Source organism: Betaproteobacteria bacterium, from assembly GCA_016791345.1.
GTDB lineage: Bacteria > Pseudomonadota > Gammaproteobacteria > Burkholderiales > JAEUMW01 > JAEUMW01.
The window spans coordinates 1-16,141 of sequence record JAEUMW010000126.1; the positions used below are offsets into that span (position 1 = coordinate 1).

The 16,141-nt window shown below is 68.2% G+C and carries 13 protein-coding genes; 6 read left to right on the top strand and 7 right to left on the bottom strand.

Annotated features, from left to right (window positions below; translation table 11 throughout):
- The 3 genes from JNK68_05120 to meaB form a co-directional block, all read left to right on the top strand.
- Positions 1 to 808, top strand: an 808-nt coding sequence (locus JNK68_05120; protein ID MBL8539735.1) for a methylmalonyl-CoA mutase, incomplete at its 5' end; no start/stop codon positions are given.
- Position 809: 1 nt separating this feature from the next.
- The gene (gene scpA / locus JNK68_05125; protein MBL8539736.1) at positions 810 to 3,017 is read left to right on the top strand and encodes a methylmalonyl-CoA mutase; all 2,208 of its coding nucleotides are present in this window, start codon (positions 810 to 812) and stop codon (positions 3,015 to 3,017) included.
- Positions 3,018 to 3,069: 52 nt separating this feature from the next.
- Entirely contained in the window at positions 3,070 to 4,134 is a 1,065-nt protein-coding gene (gene meaB, locus JNK68_05130; protein MBL8539737.1) for a methylmalonyl Co-A mutase-associated GTPase MeaB, read from the top strand.
- A gap of 15 nt (positions 4,135 to 4,149) precedes the next feature.
- Here the strand turns inward: meaB and JNK68_05135 are convergent, their stop codons facing one another.
- The gene (locus JNK68_05135) at positions 4,150 to 6,039 is read right to left on the bottom strand and encodes a PhoX family phosphatase (protein MBL8539738.1); all 1,890 of its coding nucleotides are present in this window, start codon (positions 6,037 to 6,039) and stop codon (positions 4,150 to 4,152) included.
- A gap of 85 nt (positions 6,040 to 6,124) precedes the next feature.
- On the opposite strand from JNK68_05135, the gene JNK68_05140 reads away from it, so the two are divergent.
- Positions 6,125 to 7,393 (top strand): D-amino acid dehydrogenase, encoded by a 1,269-nt coding sequence (locus JNK68_05140; protein ID MBL8539739.1) that lies wholly within the window; start codon positions 6,125 to 6,127, stop codon positions 7,391 to 7,393.
- 3 nt (positions 7,394 to 7,396) lie between these two features.
- On the opposite strand, the gene JNK68_05145 is transcribed toward JNK68_05140, so the two are convergent.
- The 6 genes from JNK68_05145 to tsaE form a co-directional block, all read right to left on the bottom strand.
- Positions 7,397 to 8,146 carry a sel1 repeat family protein gene (locus JNK68_05145; protein ID MBL8539740.1) on the bottom strand — a complete coding sequence of 250 codons (750 nt, stop codon included), beginning with the start codon at positions 8,144 to 8,146 and terminating at the stop codon, positions 7,397 to 7,399.
- A 25-nt stretch (positions 8,147 to 8,171) separates the two neighbouring features.
- Complete coding sequence (locus JNK68_05150; protein MBL8539741.1) at positions 8,172 to 8,774, bottom strand: nucleotidyltransferase family protein; 603 nt, start codon at positions 8,772 to 8,774, stop codon at positions 8,172 to 8,174.
- Between the two features lie 48 nt (positions 8,775 to 8,822).
- A complete protein-coding gene (locus JNK68_05155; GenBank protein ID MBL8539742.1) occupies positions 8,823 to 11,015 on the bottom strand; it encodes a xanthine dehydrogenase family protein molybdopterin-binding subunit in 2,193 nt (730 codons plus the stop codon).
- Positions 11,015 to 11,473, bottom strand: a complete 459-nt coding sequence (locus JNK68_05160; GenBank protein MBL8539743.1) for a (2Fe-2S)-binding protein — start codon at positions 11,471 to 11,473, stop codon at positions 11,015 to 11,017. The genes JNK68_05155 and JNK68_05160 overlap by 1 nt, the downstream gene beginning before the upstream one ends.
- Before the next feature lie 64 nt (positions 11,474 to 11,537).
- Positions 11,538 to 12,896, bottom strand: a complete 1,359-nt coding sequence (locus JNK68_05165) for an N-acetylmuramoyl-L-alanine amidase (GenBank protein ID MBL8539744.1) — start codon at positions 12,894 to 12,896, stop codon at positions 11,538 to 11,540.
- A gap of 47 nt (positions 12,897 to 12,943) precedes the next feature.
- On the bottom strand, positions 12,944 to 13,471 hold the full coding sequence (gene tsaE, locus JNK68_05170) for a tRNA (adenosine(37)-N6)-threonylcarbamoyltransferase complex ATPase subunit type 1 TsaE (protein ID MBL8539745.1): 528 nt from the start codon (positions 13,469 to 13,471) through the stop codon (positions 12,944 to 12,946).
- Here tsaE and queG point away from each other — a divergent pair.
- Positions 13,466 to 14,551 carry a tRNA epoxyqueuosine(34) reductase QueG gene (gene queG, locus JNK68_05175; GenBank protein MBL8539746.1) on the top strand — a complete coding sequence of 362 codons (1,086 nt, stop codon included), beginning with the start codon at positions 13,466 to 13,468 and terminating at the stop codon, positions 14,549 to 14,551. The two genes, tsaE and queG, sit on opposite strands and share 6 nt — an antisense overlap.
- Positions 14,548 to 16,140 carry a gamma-glutamyltransferase family protein gene (locus JNK68_05180; protein MBL8539747.1) on the top strand — a complete coding sequence of 531 codons (1,593 nt, stop codon included), beginning with the start codon at positions 14,548 to 14,550 and terminating at the stop codon, positions 16,138 to 16,140. The genes queG and JNK68_05180 overlap by 4 nt, the downstream gene beginning before the upstream one ends.
- The last annotated feature ends 1 nt before the right edge of the window (position 16,141 follow it).

Consider the following 16,141-nt stretch of genomic DNA (forward strand, 5'->3'; position numbering starts at 1 on the left):
GCTGAAGGACGGCAGCTTCGCCGCCCGGATCGCGGCGTCCTACAAGCAGCGCGAAGCCGCCATCGCCAAGCGGCGCGATCCGGTCACCGGTGTGAGCGAGTTTCCGAACATCCTGGAGACGCCGATCGCGCACGAGGCAGCGGATCTGCTGGGGCTCGCACGGGCTGCTGCAGAGCGGCTGGCGGCGTACCGACGCGGTCACGCTGCGGCGAGCGGCGCGGTGCAGGCGCTCACGACGGCGGCAGCCGGTGCACTCACCGAAGCGGCGATCGCAGCGGTGACTGCCGGGGCAACGCTCGGCGCGATCGCAGCGGCGCTGGCCGGCGGCGGCGAGCAGATCGCGCCGTTGCCGAAGCACCGCTACGGCGAACAGTTCGAGGCGCTGCGGGATGCCTCCGACGCCTATCTCGCGAAGACCGGCGCACGGCCGCAGATCTTCTCGGCGAATCTCGGTACCGTCGCGCAGCACACGGGACGGGCGACGTTCACCAAGAACTTCTTCGAGGCCGCCGGTATTCAGGTGCCTGGCAACACGGGCTTCGCCGATGCGCAGTCCTGCGTCGACGCGTTCAAGAAGAGCGGGGCGCGCGTGGCGATCCTGTGCTCGTCGGACGCGGTGTACGAGCAACTGGCCGCGTCCACGGCGCAGGCGCTGAAGGCCGCGGGCTGCGAGTATCTGTTCCTTGCCGGTGCACCGGGTGACAAGAAGGACGCCTACAACGCGGCCGGTATCGACGATTTCATCTTCATGGGGGGCGATGTCCTGCAGACGACTCGCACCACCCTCGCGCGCTTGGGAGTGATCTGACATGGCGACGATTCCTGATTTCACACAGATTGCCTTCCAGGCTGGCCGGGGAGCGTCGGGCGGCGACGGGCTTGCGGACTGGACCAGGCGGTTCGAGAACGAAACCGGCAAATCGCCCGAGCACTTCGTGTGGGAGACGCCCGAAGGCGTTCCGGTGAAGCCGCTCTACAGCGCAGCAGACCTCGCGGGCCTCGATCATCTGGACACGATGCCGGGCATCCCGCCCTATCTCCGCGGGCCGTATCCGGCGATGTACGTGACGCAGCCGTGGACGATCCGCCAGTACGCCGGGTTCTCCACCGCCAAGGATTCGAACGCCTTCTATCGCCGCAATCTTGCGGCGGGGCAGAAGGGCCTGTCGGTCGCCTTCGACCTCGCCACCCACCGCGGCTACGACAGCGACAACCCGCGCGTGGCCGGCGACGTCGGCATGGCAGGGGTGGCGATCGATTCCATCATGGACATGCGCGTGCTGTTCGACGGCATTCCGCTCGACCAGATGAGCGTGTCGATGACCATGAACGGAGCGGTGCTGCCGGTTCTCGCGCTCTACATCGTCGCGGCCGAGGAGCAGGGGGTGAAGCACGCGCAGCTCGCGGGAACCATCCAGAACGACATCCTGAAGGAGTTCATGGTCCGCAACACCTACATCTATCCGCCGCGCCCATCGATGCGGATCATCTCGGACATCTTCGCGTTCACCGCGCAGAACATGCCGAAATTCAACTCCATCTCGATCTCCGGCTACCACATGCAGGAGGCGGGCGCGACGGCGGACCTGGAGATGGCGTACACGCTGGCGGACGGCGTCGAGTACGCGCGCGCCGGTTTGAATGCGGGGCTCACCATCGACCAGTTCGCGCCGCGGCTGTCGTTCTTCTGGGCGATCGGCATGAACTTCTTCATGGAAGTCGCCAAGATGCGGGCGGCGCGCATGCTCTGGGCGCGACTCATCAATCAGTTCGAGCCGAAGAACAGGAAGTCGCTCGCGTTGCGCACGCATTCGCAGACCTCGGGCTGGAGCCTCACCGCGCAGGACGTCTTCAACAACGTCGTGCGCACCTGCATCGAGGCGATGGCGGCGACCCAGGGGCACACGCAGTCCCTGCACACCAATTCGCTCGACGAGGCGCTCGCGCTGCCGACGGACTTCTCCGCCCGCATCGCGCGCAACACGCAGCTTTTCCTGCAGCAGGAGAGCGGTACCTGCCAGGTGGTCGATCCCTGGGGCGGCAGCTATTACGTGGAGCGGCTGACGCGTGCGCTGGCCGAGCGGGCGTGGGGCCACATCCAGGAGGTCGAGCAATCGGGCGGCATGGCGAAGGCGATCGAGGCCGGGATACCCAAGCTGCGCATCGAGGAAGCGGCGGCGCGCACGCAGGCGCGCATCGATTCCGGCCGGCAGACGGTGGTCGGCGTCAACAAGTTCCTGCTCGACGAGAAGGAGGACGTTCCCGTCCTCAAGGTCGACAATCAGCAGGTGCGCACGCAGCAGATCGCGCAGCTTTCCCAGCTGCGGGGTGCGCGCGACGAAAAGGTCGCACAGGAAAAGCTGCATGCGCTGACACAGGCGGCGGAGCGGGGCGAGGGCAACCTGCTCGCGCTCGCCATCGAGGCCGGCCGCGCGAAATGCACCGTGGGCGAGATCAGCTCGGCGCTGGAAAAGATTTACGGCCGTCACAAGGCGGAGATCAAGGCGATCTCCGGTGTCTACAGCGGCGAAGTGGGGGAGAGATCCGACGTGGTGAAACTCGTGCACAACATGATCGCGACCTTCGAAGCCAACGATGGGCGGCGGCCGCGCATCCTCATCGCCAAGATGGGGCAGGACGGCCACGACCGCGGCCAGAAGGTGATCGCCTCGGCGTTCGCCGACCTGGGCTTCGACGTCGACATCGGCCCGCTCTTCCAGACGCCGGCAGAAGTCGCGCGGCAGGCGGTCGAGAACGACGTCCACGTGGTGGGGGCAAGCTCGCTGGCGGCCGGTCACCTGACGCTGGTGCCCGAGCTCAAGAAGGAACTGGCGGCGCTCGGGCGCGATGACATCCTCATCGTGGTCGGCGGCGTAATTCCGCCGCAGGACTACGACGCGCTGTACGCAGCCGGAGCGGAGGCGATCTATCCGCCGGGCACGGTGATCAGTCAGGCGGCGATCTCGCTCATCGGGGCGTTGAACAAGCGCCTGGGCTACACCAGCAAAGCAGCCTGATGCGCGGCATCCGACGCACCGGTGCCACGCATCGCACTGGGGAGCCGTATCCATGGAACCTTTGAAGCTCGACGCCGTCAGCGAGGAGCCGGCAGCGGCGACGATTCCCTCCCCACCGGCGCCGACGCTCGTCGGCAACCGCTTCGATGTCGACGAACTGGCGGCGGGCGTGCTGGCGGGCGACCGGGCGATGCTGGGGCGGGCGATCACGCTGATCGAAAGCCGCAATCCGCAGCATCAGCGGCTCGGCGCGGAGCTGAGCCTCAAGCTCTTTCCGCACTCGGGCAAGGCGTTTCGCATCGGCATCACGGGTGTCCCCGGTGTCGGCAAGAGCACCTTCATCGAGGCCTTCGGCTGCAACCTGATCCGCGAGGGACTCAGGGTGGCGGTGCTCGCCGTCGACCCGACGAGCCCCGTCTCGGGCGGCAGCATCCTCGCCGACAAGACGCGGATGGAACGCCTGAGCGTGGCGCCCAATGCCTTCATCCGTCCCTCGCCTTCGGGCGGCACGCTCGGCGGTGTGGCGCGCACCACGCGGCAGACCATCGTCGTGTGCGAGGCGGCGGGGTTCGACGTGATCCTGGTCGAGACCGTCGGCACCGGGCAGTCGGAAGTGGCGGTTTCCGACATGACCGATTTCTTCCTGGTGCTGATGCTGCCGGGTGCCGGCGATGAGCTGCAGGGCATCAAGAAGGGCGTGCTCGAAATCGCCGACATGATCGTCGTGAACAAGGCCGATCCCGACAACGAGGTACGCGCCAAACAGGCGGTCATCCACTATCGCAACGCGCTGCACATCATGCATCCGCGCAGCCCCAACTGGAATCCGCCGGTGGCCATGTGCAGCGCGCTGCGCAACGTCGGACTGGACGAGATCTGGCAGCGGCTCACCGAGTACCGCGAGAAGCTCACGGCGTCCGGCGAGTTCCACGAGAAGCGCCGCAACCAGCGCATCCAGTTCATGTGGAGCATGCTGCAGGACCGGCTGATGAGCGACGTGAAATCGAACCCGGCCGTGGTGGCGGCGCTGCCCCGCATCGAGTCCGAGCTGCGCGAGGGGCGCCTCACCGTGACGCTGGCGGTGGAGCAGATCCTCGCGCTCGCACGCGGGCACTAGCGCATCGCTGTCCTTTCACGTCCCGATCACGCCGCCGTCATTCTTCCGGATCACGATCGTGGCCGAGCGCGGGCGCCCGCCGTCCGGCCAGCTCGACACCGCATCCGGGTGATCCGGGTTGCCGCGCTCGTCCGGCGCCTCTCCCGGATGCTGGATGTTGACGAACATCGTGCGGCCGTCGGGCGTTTGCGTGGCGCCCGTGATCTCGCAGCCGTTGGGGCCGGTGAGAAAGCGTCGCACCTCGCCGGTTGCAGGGTCGGCGGCGAGCATCTGATTGTTGCCGAGGTTGGCGTAATCGCCGCGCCCGATCGTTCTCGTCGTGACGTCGGTCTCGATCCACAGCACGCCGCGCGGATCGACGTACAAACCGTCGGGGCTGCCGAATGCGTCGCCCCTGATGTTGCCGCGTTTCGCGGGATCGGCCTGTGCCGGGTCGCCCGCCAACAGGAAGATGTCCCACTCGAAGCTCGTCGCGGTCGGATCGCCGCCGGCTTCACGCCAGCGGACGATGTGGCCGAAGACGTTCTCGCGGCGGGGATTCGCGGCGTCCGCCCCGCGGTTGCCGACGTCGCCGCGCTTCGCGTTGTTGGTGAGCGAACAGTAGACGTGCTTGCGGCCGGCATCCACTGCGATCCACTCCGGCCGATCCATCGGCGTCGCACCGACGCGGTCCGCCGCCGAGCGCGCGAGCCGCAGCACGTCGGCCTGCGAGGCGAAGCCGTTGGCCGCGGTGAGCCCGTTCTCGCCATGCACGAGAGGCAGCCACGTGCCGCGGCCATCGTCACCGAAGCGGGCGACGTGGAGCGTGCCGTGGTCGAGCAGGGTGCGGTTCGCCGCGCGGTCCTGCGGATGCCACGGCCGTGCGCTCACGAACTTGTAGATGTACTCGAACGCCTCGTCGTCGCCCATGTAGTAGACGACGCGGCCATCCGGCGCGACGGCGAGTGCCGCACCCTCGTGCTTGAAGCGGCCGAGCGCGGTGCGTTTGACGGGCTTCGATGCGGCATCCCACGGGTCGATCTCGACCATCCAGCCGAAGCGGTTCGCTTCGTTGGGTTCGCGCTCGCAGTCGAAGCGCGCGTCGTGTTCGTGCCAGCGCAGCCCGCGCCTCCGGGTGATGCCGTAGCGGCCCATCTCCGGCGTGATCGTGCGGCCGCCGGCGAAATAGAAGTTAAAGTTCTCCTCGCTCGCCAGGTAAGTGCCCCACGGCGTCACGCCGTGCGAGCAGTTGTTGAACGTGCCGAGCACCGCGCGTCCCGTGGGGTCGGCCGCCGTCTTCAACGCGTCGTCGCCCGCTGCCGGGCCTGCGAGCGTCATCGGCGTGAAGGCGCAGATGCGGCGCGCGTAGCGGGAGGGAGAGACGATGCGCCACGAGCCGCTCTCAAGCTCGATCTCGATCACCGAGACGCCGTGCGCGGCCTGCGACTTGCGCACCTTGTCCGCCGTCCACGTCTTCATGCCGTCAGGGTGCAGCAGGCCGTCGTCGGTGTACTCGTGATTGACGACCAGCAGCCCGTGGGTGGAGCTGTCGGAGCCTCTGGGCAGCGGAAAGAAGTGCATGCCGTCGTGGTGCATGCCGGCCTGCAGCAACTGCTGTTCCGCGCTGTTCGAGGCATCGGGTCGAAAGACCGGCTGACCGAGCGTGCTGCCCGTCGGGTCGCCCCAGCGATAGAGCACGCTTGCGGAGTAGCCCGCGGGCACGCGCACCGTGTCCTCGCCCGACACGGGTACGGCGTTGAAGCCCAGCACGCTGCCGCCGGCTGCAGCAGCGACGCGAAGCGGGCCGAACGCAGCCAGGACGGCAGCCGCGAGCCCTGCCTTGAGGACGGCGCGGCGCGTGACCGGGCTTTCGCAGCCGGCGGCCGCCGCCGGATTGGCGGGCTCATGGTCGTCGAACAGGTGCATGAGAGCGAAAGAGGAAATGAAAAGGCGTTATCTTAGCCATGGTGGATGACGAGCACGAGTCGGTAGAAACCCGAGGGAGCCGCTGTTGAAGATCGCCGTGCTGGGCGCCGGTGTGGTGGGCGTCACCACGGCGTGGCACCTCGCGGCGGACGGTCATGACGTGGTCGTCGTCGACCGCGCGCACGCGCCGGCGCTGGAGACGAGCTTTGCCAACGGCGGGCAGATCTCCGCGTCGCAGACCGAGCCGTGGGCGAATCCGGGGGCGCCGGGGCTGGTGCTGCGCTGGCTCGGTCGCGAGGACGCACCGCTGCTCTTCCGCCTGCGCGCCGATCCCGCGCTCTTCGCCTGGGGTCTGCGCTTCCTGCTCGAATGCCTCCCCGGCCGCACGCGGCGCAATACGCTGGACGTGCTCGCGCTCGGACTCTACAGCCGCGAGGCATTGCGCACGCTGCGTTCCGCACTGGCGCTCGACTACGATCAGCAGACGCGCGGCATTCTGAAGCTTTTCGAAGACGAGGCCGCGCTGGCGGAAGCTGCCGAGCATGCGCACGTGCTGTCGGCGCGCGGCTGCCGGGTCGACGTTCTGACGCGCGAGCAGTGCCTTGCGGTCGAGCCCGCGCTCGCGCACGCGCAGGTGGCGATCGCGGGCGCCACGCATGCGCGGGACGACGAATCGGGAGATGCCTGCAAGTTCACGACGGCTCTCGCGCAGCACTGCCGGGAGCGCGGCGTCGAGTTTCGCTTCGGCACGGAGATTCAGGCGCTGCGCTGCGAAGCGAATGTCGTGCGCTCGCTCGTCGTCAGGGAACGCGGCGGGCACACGGGAGAATTCGGTGCCGACGCCTTCGTGGTGTGCCTGGGCAGTTACAGCCCGCTTCTCCTGCGCAGCGCGGGCATCGCCATCCCGGTGTATCCGGTGAAGGGTTATTCGGTGACCGTCCTGATCGAGGACCCCGCTGCGGCGCCCACCGCGAGCATCACCGACGAGGCGCGCAAGATCGTCTTCTCACGCCTGGGTGACCGGCTGCGCGTGGCCGGCACGGCGGAGATGGCGGGGTACGACACGTCGCTCAACCGCGTGCGCTGCGAGGCCATTCGCGAGCGCGCGCGTCAGTGGTTCCCCGCGGCGAGCCGTTACGATCGAGTCGAGTACTGGGCGGGCCTGCGGCCGGCGACGCCGGGCAACGTGCCTCTCATCGGCCGCACGCGGATCGCGAACCTCTTCGTCAACACCGGACACGGCACGCTCGGCTGGACGCTCTCGTGCGGATCCGCACAGGCGCTGGCGGACATCGTTGCGGGTCGGCGCCCGCTGCTGGATTTCCCGTTCCTGGGAGCCGGGCGCACGGCGTGACGGCTACCACCAGCCGCCCACGCCGATGCCGTAGTTCCAGCCGCTGTAGCGTCCCCAGCCGAACCCCCAGGTCGGATAGACCCACGGGTACGCATAGGCCGGGCGGTAGTAATAGGTGCTGCGCACGATGGCGATGGCATCCTGCTGCCGCATCACCGCCTGATTGATCTGCTGGCCGGTCTCTGCGTTCTGCTTCGCCACGGCGTCCCAGCGGGAGGCGGCCTGCGCGTCCTGGGGCACGCCCGCAGTGCCGCTCCGGTAGAGGCCGGCGAGCGTCTGCTGCGCTTCGACGAGACCTTGGTCGGCGGCACGCTGGATCCACGCGAGCCCACTCGCCGGATCGCCGCGGGTTTCGATCTGCAGCAGTCCCAGCTCCAGCGCAGCATTCGGATGGTCCTGCCGTGCCGCCCGGTCGAGCCAGTACGCGGCCTGATCGATATCGCGCGGCGCGCCGTTGCCCTGCAGGTACTGCAGGCCGACGGTGTATTGCGCACCTGCGTCACCGAGCGCCGCAGCGCGCACGCGCCATTGCAGGGCGACGGCGGAATCGGTCGCGACGCCGCGGCCGCCGGCGTACATGTCGGCGAGCAGTTGCGCTGCGCGCGCATCACCGGCTTGGGCTGCGGCGCCCAACGCAGCGAGCGCGGTGGCGTAGTCTCGACTGCGGTAGGCGGCGAGCCCCGTCTGAAATTCCGACGCAGCGCCGACGGGCAGGGCGAGGGACAGCGCGACCGCTAGGAGCAGACGTTTCACGGCAACCTCCGCGTCTTCGGACACGTCAGTTTGAATCCGGCGCAGGCGGTGGGGTTCCTGCAGCGATGCGTGCGAAGTCGTCGGGCGTGTCGATGTCGATCAGCACACCGGGGTCGTCGCAGTTCAACGCGACGAGATCGTCACCCGCTGCGGCGACGACATCGCGTGCGCCGTGCGTTCCCGAGAGTGTCGCGAGCGCAGCGCGGTAGCGTTCCCCGAAACAGACCGGATGGCCGCGCCGGCCGTGGTAATACGGCGCCGCGAGTGCGGCGCCCCCGGCGATGGCGGCAGCGAGCGCACGCACAGTGGTTGGCGCAACGCACGGCATGTCGGCCAGCGCCACCAGCCATCCCTGCCAGTGCGGCGTCGCGCGCACGCCACACGCCAGGCTGGTTCCTATGCCCTCGTCCGCGTCGGGGCACACGACCACTTGGGCGCCGCACGCGCGCAAGGCGGTGGCGAGCACATCGGAAGCAGGACGCACGACTGCCACCACCTGCGGCAGGGCCGCGACCAGGAGGCGGGTCGTGGCCACGGCGACGGGCGTGCCGTCGGCCAGCGGGGTTAGGAGCTTCTCGCCGCCGAAGCGCCGGCTGCGGCCGGCCGCGAGAACGAGGCCGCCGATCAAGCGTGCAGCACGGACACGGTCCGCGTGCGCGCCGCGCGCCTGGGCTCCCTAACCGTCATGCTTCTGCTTGAGCTCGTTCGGATCGATCGGCAGGCGGCGGATGCGCTTGCCGGTGGCCGCGAAGACGGCATTGACGACGGCCGGTGCGATCGGCGGCGTACCCGGTTCACCGACCCCACCCATGGGGGCGCTGCTGTCGACGAGGAATACCTCGATGCTCGGCATCGCGTTCATGCGCAGAATCGGGTAGTCGTGGAAGTTGCTCTGCTCGACACGCCCGTCCTTGAACGTAATGCGACCGTACAGGGCGGCGGACAGACCGAAGACGATGCCGGATTCCATCTGCGCGCGGACCGTGTCCGGATTGACGATCGGCCCGCAGTCGACCGCGCACACGACGCGATGGACGCTCACCTCGCCGGCCGGCGACACCGAGACCTCGGCGACCTGGGCGACGATGCTGCCGAAGGATTCGTGCACGGCGATGCCCATGGTGCGACCCTGCGGCAGCTGCCGGCCCCACCCCGCCTTCTCCGCCGCAAGGTCCATGACCCCGCGCACTCGCGGATGGTCGACCAGCAGCAGGCGGCGATAGGCGACCGGGTCCTGCTTCGCCGCGACCGCACACTCGTCGATGAAGCACTCCTTCACGAAGGCCGTGAAACTGTGGCCGACCGAGCGCCACCACAGCACCGGCACGCCGCGCGGCGCCATCTTGTACTCGACGAGAAAGTTCGGGATCTGGTAGTCCATTTCGGCAGAGCCCTCGACCTGCGTCATGTCGAGTTCCGCCTTGAGCAGCATCGGCTCGAACGGTGTTCCCTGGATGATGGACTGGCCGACGATGCGGTGGAGCCACGCGATCGGCAGGCCGTTCACGTCGAGCCCGGCGCGGACCACGTTGTACGTGCGCGGACGATAGTAGCCGCCGCGCATGTCGTCCTCGCGTGTCCACATGACCTTCACCGGCACGCCGGCCGCCTTGGAAACCTTTACCGCCTCCTTCACGAAATCCGCGGCGGGATTGGCGCGGCGCCCGAAGCCGCCGCCGAGGAACATGGTGTGGATGACGACACGCTCCGGCTTCACGCCGGCGATCTGGGCTGCCGCCGCCTGATCGGTGGTCTGCATCTGCGTGCCGACCCAGATCTCGACGCCATCCGCCCGCACGTGCGCGACGCAGTTGAGCGGCTCCATGGTCGCGTGCGCGAGGTAGGGCACTTCGTACACCGCTTCGAGTTTCTTCTCGGCGCGGGCGAGCGCAGCGTGCACGTCGCCGCGCGTGGCCGCCACTGCCGCCGCCGACCCGTCGAGGCGCGCGAGTTCCTCGTACTGCTTGCGCTGCGTCGTGCTGTCGAGGCTCGCCAGCGGTCCGTCGTCCCAGGTCACATCGAGCGTGTCGCGCCCCTGCTTGGCAGCCCAGAAACCGTCTGCGAGCACTGCGATGCCGGTGTCGATCTGCACCACTTTCCTGACGCCCGGTACTGCCTTGGCCTTGTCGGCGTTAAAGTGCTTCACGCTGCCGCCGAACACCGGCGGGCGCGCGATGACCGCCGTGAGCATGCCCGGCAGCTTCACATCGATGCCGAACCTGGCTTGGCCCGTGACCTTTGCGCGCCCGTCGATGCGACGCACCGGACGCCCGATCAGCGTGAAATCGGTCGGACTCTTGAGCTTCGGGTCGGTCGGCGGCGTCAGCGTCGCCGCCTTCGCTGCGAGTTGCCCGAACGAGAGCTTTCTCGCGGATGCTTCGTGGAGCACGTAGCCATTCTCGGCGCGGCAGCTCCACGGTTCCACCTCCCAGATCTCGGCCGCCGCGGCGATGAGCATGGTGCGCGCCATCGCACCCGCCTTGCGCAGCTGGTCGAACGAGGAGTTGACGCTGGTGCTGCCGCCGGTGACCTGAATGCCGAATGCCGTATGGAAGTACGGTGGGGCGGCCGGTGCGGCTTCCACGCGCACCCGGCCCCAGTCCGCGTCCATCTCATCGGCGGCGATCATCGGCAGCGCCGTATAGACACCCTGGCCCATCTCGGACTTGTTGCAGAGAATGGTCACGGACTCGTCGGGGGCGATGCGGATGAAGGCGTTGGGTGCGAAGGGCATGGGGGAAGCGCCCGGTCGCAGCGCCAGCGCCTTCGGCATGCCGTCCGGCAGGTAGAAGCCGATGACGAGGGCGCCACCCGTGACGGCCGTCGCCTTGAGGAATGCGCGGCGGTCGGTCTCCGGTTTCCGGTCCATCACGGCTCCCGGAAGCCGCCGACGCGTTTGATGGCAGCGCGGATGCGCTGGTAGGTTCCGCAGCGGCAGAGCACGCCGCTCATGGCTTCGTTGATCTGAGCGTCGGTAGGCTTCGGCGTCTTCGCGAGCAGCGCCGCCGCGGTCATGATCTGCCCCGACTGGCAGTAGCCGCACTGCACGACATCCAGCTCCAGCCACGCCAGCTGGACGGGATGCTCACCCGACTTCGACAGTCCCTCGATGGTGAGAATGGTCTTGCCGGAGACCACGGAGAGCGGCGTTACGCAGGCGCGCGTCGGCACGCCGTCGACGTGCACCGTGCAGGCACCGCACTGCGCGATACCGCAGCCATACTTCGTTCCGGTGAGTCCCAGAGTGTCGCGCAACACCCAGAGCAGCGGCGTGTCCGGACTCACCTCCAGCCGGTGGGCGGTGCCGTTGATCGTGACCGAGATCATCTACTCCTCGCATTTTGATGCTAGTTTTTGTACGACAGAGCATCGACCCGCCACGCCGATGTTGTCAATCCTTGCGCATGTCGCCAAAGCGTGCTTCGGCCACCCGTGGTGGGCGGGCGAGCGCAGGGTTGCGGGCGAAATAGCGCTTCACGCCCGTGAGCACGGCATCGGCGATCTTCTCCTGGTAGGCGGCCGACTTGAGCCGCGCTTCTTCCTCGGGATTGGTGATGAACGCGGTCTCGACCAGTATCGAGGGAATGTCGGGCGCTTTCAGCACGGCGAAGCCGGCCTGCTCGACTTCCGCCTTGTGCAGCGTGTTGATGGTGCCGAGTTCGGACAGCACGGAACGACCGACGCGCACGCTGTCGTTGATGGTCGCGGTCTGCTGCAGGTCGAGCAGCGTCTTCTTGAGGTAGTAGTCTCCGACGTCGATGTTGACGCCGCCAATGAGGTCGGCATCGTTTTCGCGCTTCGCCAGCCAGCGTGCAGCAGCCGACGTCGCACCGCGGTCGGACAGGGCGAACACCGACGAGCCGCGTGCGCGCGGTTCGATGAATGCGTCCGCGTGGATCGAGACGAAGAGATCCGCCTGCACCTTGCGCGCCTTTTCGACTCGCGTCTGCAGCGGAATGAAGTAGTCGCCGTCACGGATCAGCAGGCCGCGCATGCCGGGTTCGCTGTCGAGCTTGGACTTGAGCCGGCGCGCGATGGCGAGCGTGACATCCTTTTCGATCGTGCCGCTGCGGCCGCGGGCGCCCGGATCCTCGCCACCGTGGCCGGCGTCGATGGCGACGATGAGCAGGCGGGCCGGCGTGCTGCGACCCTTGCGCACTACCGTCGCCGGCGGCGGCTTGTCACGCCGCGCTTTCTCTTCGGTCACCGCCTCCTCATGCGACTTGAGGACCAGGTTGGGCACCGTCGGCGTCGTCGGTGCGGGTGCGGGCTCGCTCGCAGCGGATTTGGCTACCGCAGCTTCCTGCTCGCGCTCGATCCGCGTCACGAGTGCCATCAGCGCGTCGGGCGGCGTGAGCGGGTAGACATCGACGACCAGACGGTAGCCGTAGTCACCCACCGGTGGCAGGCTGAAGACCTGCGGTTGCGCCTCTGCCTTCAGGTCGAGCACGATGCGCAGCGTGTCGGCCTTGAAGCGACCGACACGCACCGACTGGATGTTGGGATCGTCACGCGCGACCTTCTTGGCGAGCGCTTCGACTTCCGGACTTGCCGACACGTTTTCGAGATCCAGCACCAGCCGCTCCGGGTTCTTGATCTTGGTCAGGCTGTGCTTGATCTGCGTGGCCGACTCGATGGTGATCCGCGTGTACTCCGGCGCCGGCCAGACGCGGGCCGCGATGATGCGGGTCTCCTGCGCGAGCGCCGACAGGCTCGGAATCAAGCAGGCAGCAAGCAACGCCGCGAGCAGCCCGAAACGGGCGCAGGCACCCAGCAGCGGCGAAGCGAGAAGCGTGGCTAGTCCACCGGCGGCGCTCGATGGCCCGCGACGGCTGTGCGCAGGCGCTTCAGACACCGCTCACCCCGCGTACTCCCCGCTGCGATCTCGTACGTGCGGCCGGGCTGTGCGAACTCGAGCCGGATGCGAAGATCGGCGGGCGGCAGGCGTGCGCCGATCTTCTCGGGCCATTCGATGGCACACACCGCACCGGCGTGGAAATATTCCGAGAAGCCCGTTGTGTCCCATTCTTCTGCAGATTTGAATCTATAAAAATCAAAGTGATAAAAGTCTAATCTAGAAAGTAAGTAAAGTTCAACGAGAGTATAGCTCGGACTCTTCACTTTTTCGCGACAACCGAGTGAAAGCAGACAGGCGCGCACCAGAGCGGTTTTGCCGGCGCCCAGATCGCCGTGCAGATGGAGCACCATGCCGGGTTCGATCACACTGCCCAGCGCGGCACCGAGGGCGCGGGTGGCCGCCTCGTCTTCGAGGCGGCCTGTCAGCGGTGCAACGGAGGGATTACCATCGTTCGTATGCATATGCATCCGGTTCCTCGACGTCGCGATTGGCGGCTGCTCGCACAGCAGATCAAGGCGTGGGGCCGCGCGCTCGGCTTTCAGCAGGTCGGCATCGCGGGCACCGATCTCGGCGACGCGGAGAGCCGCCTGCTCGCGTGGCTGGAGCAGGGCCGGCACGGCGCGATGGATTATATGGCACGACACGGCGTGCGCCGCGCGCGCCCGCACGACCTCGTGCCCGGCACCGTGCGCGTGATCTCGGTGCGCCTGGATTATCTGCCGGGAGAGGCACACGCCAGCACCGCGATACTGAGCGAGCGCGAGCGGGCGTTCGTCGCCCGCTATGCGCTCGGCCGCGACTACCACAAGCTCATGCGCGGTCGGCTGCAGCAACTCGCCGACCGCATCACCGCGGAGGTGGGCGAACACCGGTATCGGGTATTCAGTGACAGCGCCCCGGTGCTGGAGGTCGAGATCGCGACCCGCGCGGGACTGGGTTGGCGCGGCAAGCACACGCTGCTGCTCTCGCGCGAAGCCGGTTCGTGGTTCTTTCTCGGCGAGCTGTTCACCGATCTGCCGCTGCCGTTGGACGCACCGGCCGACGATCACTGCGGCACCTGCACGCGCTGCATCGACGCCTGTCCGACCGGAGCGATCGTCGCACCCTACGAGCTCGATGCGCGCCGCTGCATTTCGTATCTCACCATCGAGCACCCCGGCAGCATTCCGGAGGCGCTGCGCCCGCTGATCGGCAACCGTGTCTACGGTTGCGACGACTGCCAGCTCGTCTGCCCCTGGAATCGCTTCGTGCAGCCCGCGGCCGAGCCCGACTTCGCGGTCCGCAACGGGCTCGACGCCGCCACGCTGGTCGAACTCTTCGCGTGGAGCGAGGACGCCTTCGCGCTCCGGCTCGCCGGCAGCGCGATCCGCCGCATCGGCCACGAGCGCTGGCTGCGCAATCTCGCGGTCGGCCTCGGCAACGCCGCACCCGCGCCGGCAGTGGTCGCTGCGCTGCGCGCGCGCGCTGCACATCCGTCTCCCCTCGTCCGCGAGCACGTCGCCTGGGCGCTCGCGCGACATCTCGGCGCGGGCTCCGCCTCGCCATGACTGCGTTCGACTGGGAGTTTCCGTACCTGTCCCGGCGCCTGCCGCTGCTCGCGCGCAACGTCGTGGCGACGGCGCAGCCGCTCGCCGCTCAGGCGGGCTTGAGCATGATGCTGCGCGGAGGCAACGCCGTCGATGCTGCGTTGGCTACCGCCATCGCGCTCACCGTCGTCGAGCCGGTTTCGAACGGCGTCGGCTCGGATGCTTTCGCCATGGTGTGGGACGGGACCACGCTGCACGGCCTGAATGCGTCGGGACGCTCGCCGCTGGCCTGGGTGCCCGGGCGCTTCGCCGGGCGCCGGGCGATGCCCGAAACCGGCTGGGACAGCGTGACGGTGCCGGGAGCGGTATCGGCCTGGGCGGCGCTTTCCGCGCGCTTCGGACGGCTGCCCTTCGCCACCCTGTTCGAGCCGGCCATCGCCTATGCGCGCCAAGGCTTTCCGGTCTCGCCCGTGGTGGCGATGAAGTGGCGCAAGCAGGTTCCGCTGTTTGCAGACCAGCCCGGTTTCGCCGAGGCTTTCCTGCCCGGAGGCCGGGCTCCGGCAGCGGGGGAGACGTTCGCGCTGCCGGCGCTTGCGCAAACGCTGGACGCGATCGCCGATACGCGGGGCGAAGCGTTCTACCGGGGGTCGCTGGCGGAGGCGCTCGTTGCCCACGCTGCGGCGCACGGGGGCGCCCTGACACTGGCCGATCTCGATGCACATGCCGTTGAGTGGGTGGCGCCGATCGGTATCGACTATCGCGGCTACACGCTGCACGAACTGCCCCCCAGCGGGCAGGGCATCGCTGCGCTCATCGCGCTCGGCATTCTTGCTCATCACGACCTCGCGGCGCACCCGGTCGATTCCGCTGCCAGTCTGCATCTGCAGATCGAGGCCATGAAGCTCGCGTTCGCGGACGTCCATCGGCACGTCGCGGATCCGCGTGCGATGACGGCCGAGGTGACTTCACTGCTCGACGCCGAATATCTGGCGCAGCGCGCCCGCGAGATCGATCCGGATCGGGCGCGATCGCCGTTGCCGGGACGGCTGTCGGGCGGTGGCACCGTCTACCTCACCGCTGCCGATGCCGAAGGGATGATGGTGTCGTACATCCAGTCCAACTACGGCGGCTTCGGCTCCGGCGTGGTCGTGCCGGGCACCGGCATCGGCCTGCAGAACCGCGGCAGCGGCTTCACGCTGGAACGCGGACACCCGAACGAGGTCGGCCCCGGCAAGCGACCGTTCCACACCATCATCCCCGCGTTCGTGACCCGCAACGGAGTGCCGGTGATGAGCTTCGGCGTCATGGGTGGCGCCATGCAACCGCAGGGACACGTACAGATCATGGTGCGGCTTGCCGACTACCGGCAGAATCCGCAGGCGGCCTGCGATGCGCCGCGCTGGCGCGTGCGCGACGGTGGCGCAGTGGAGTTCGAGGCGGGGGTGGAGGCACAGACTGTCGCCCGCCTGGTGCGCATGGGACATCGCGTGGCGGAGGGCGATGCCGGGAGCTATTTCGATTTCGGCGCCGGCCAGTTCATCTATCGACTGGCGGACGGTTACTTTGCTGCCTCGGACCCGCGGCGCGACGGGCAGGCAGTCGGATTCTGAG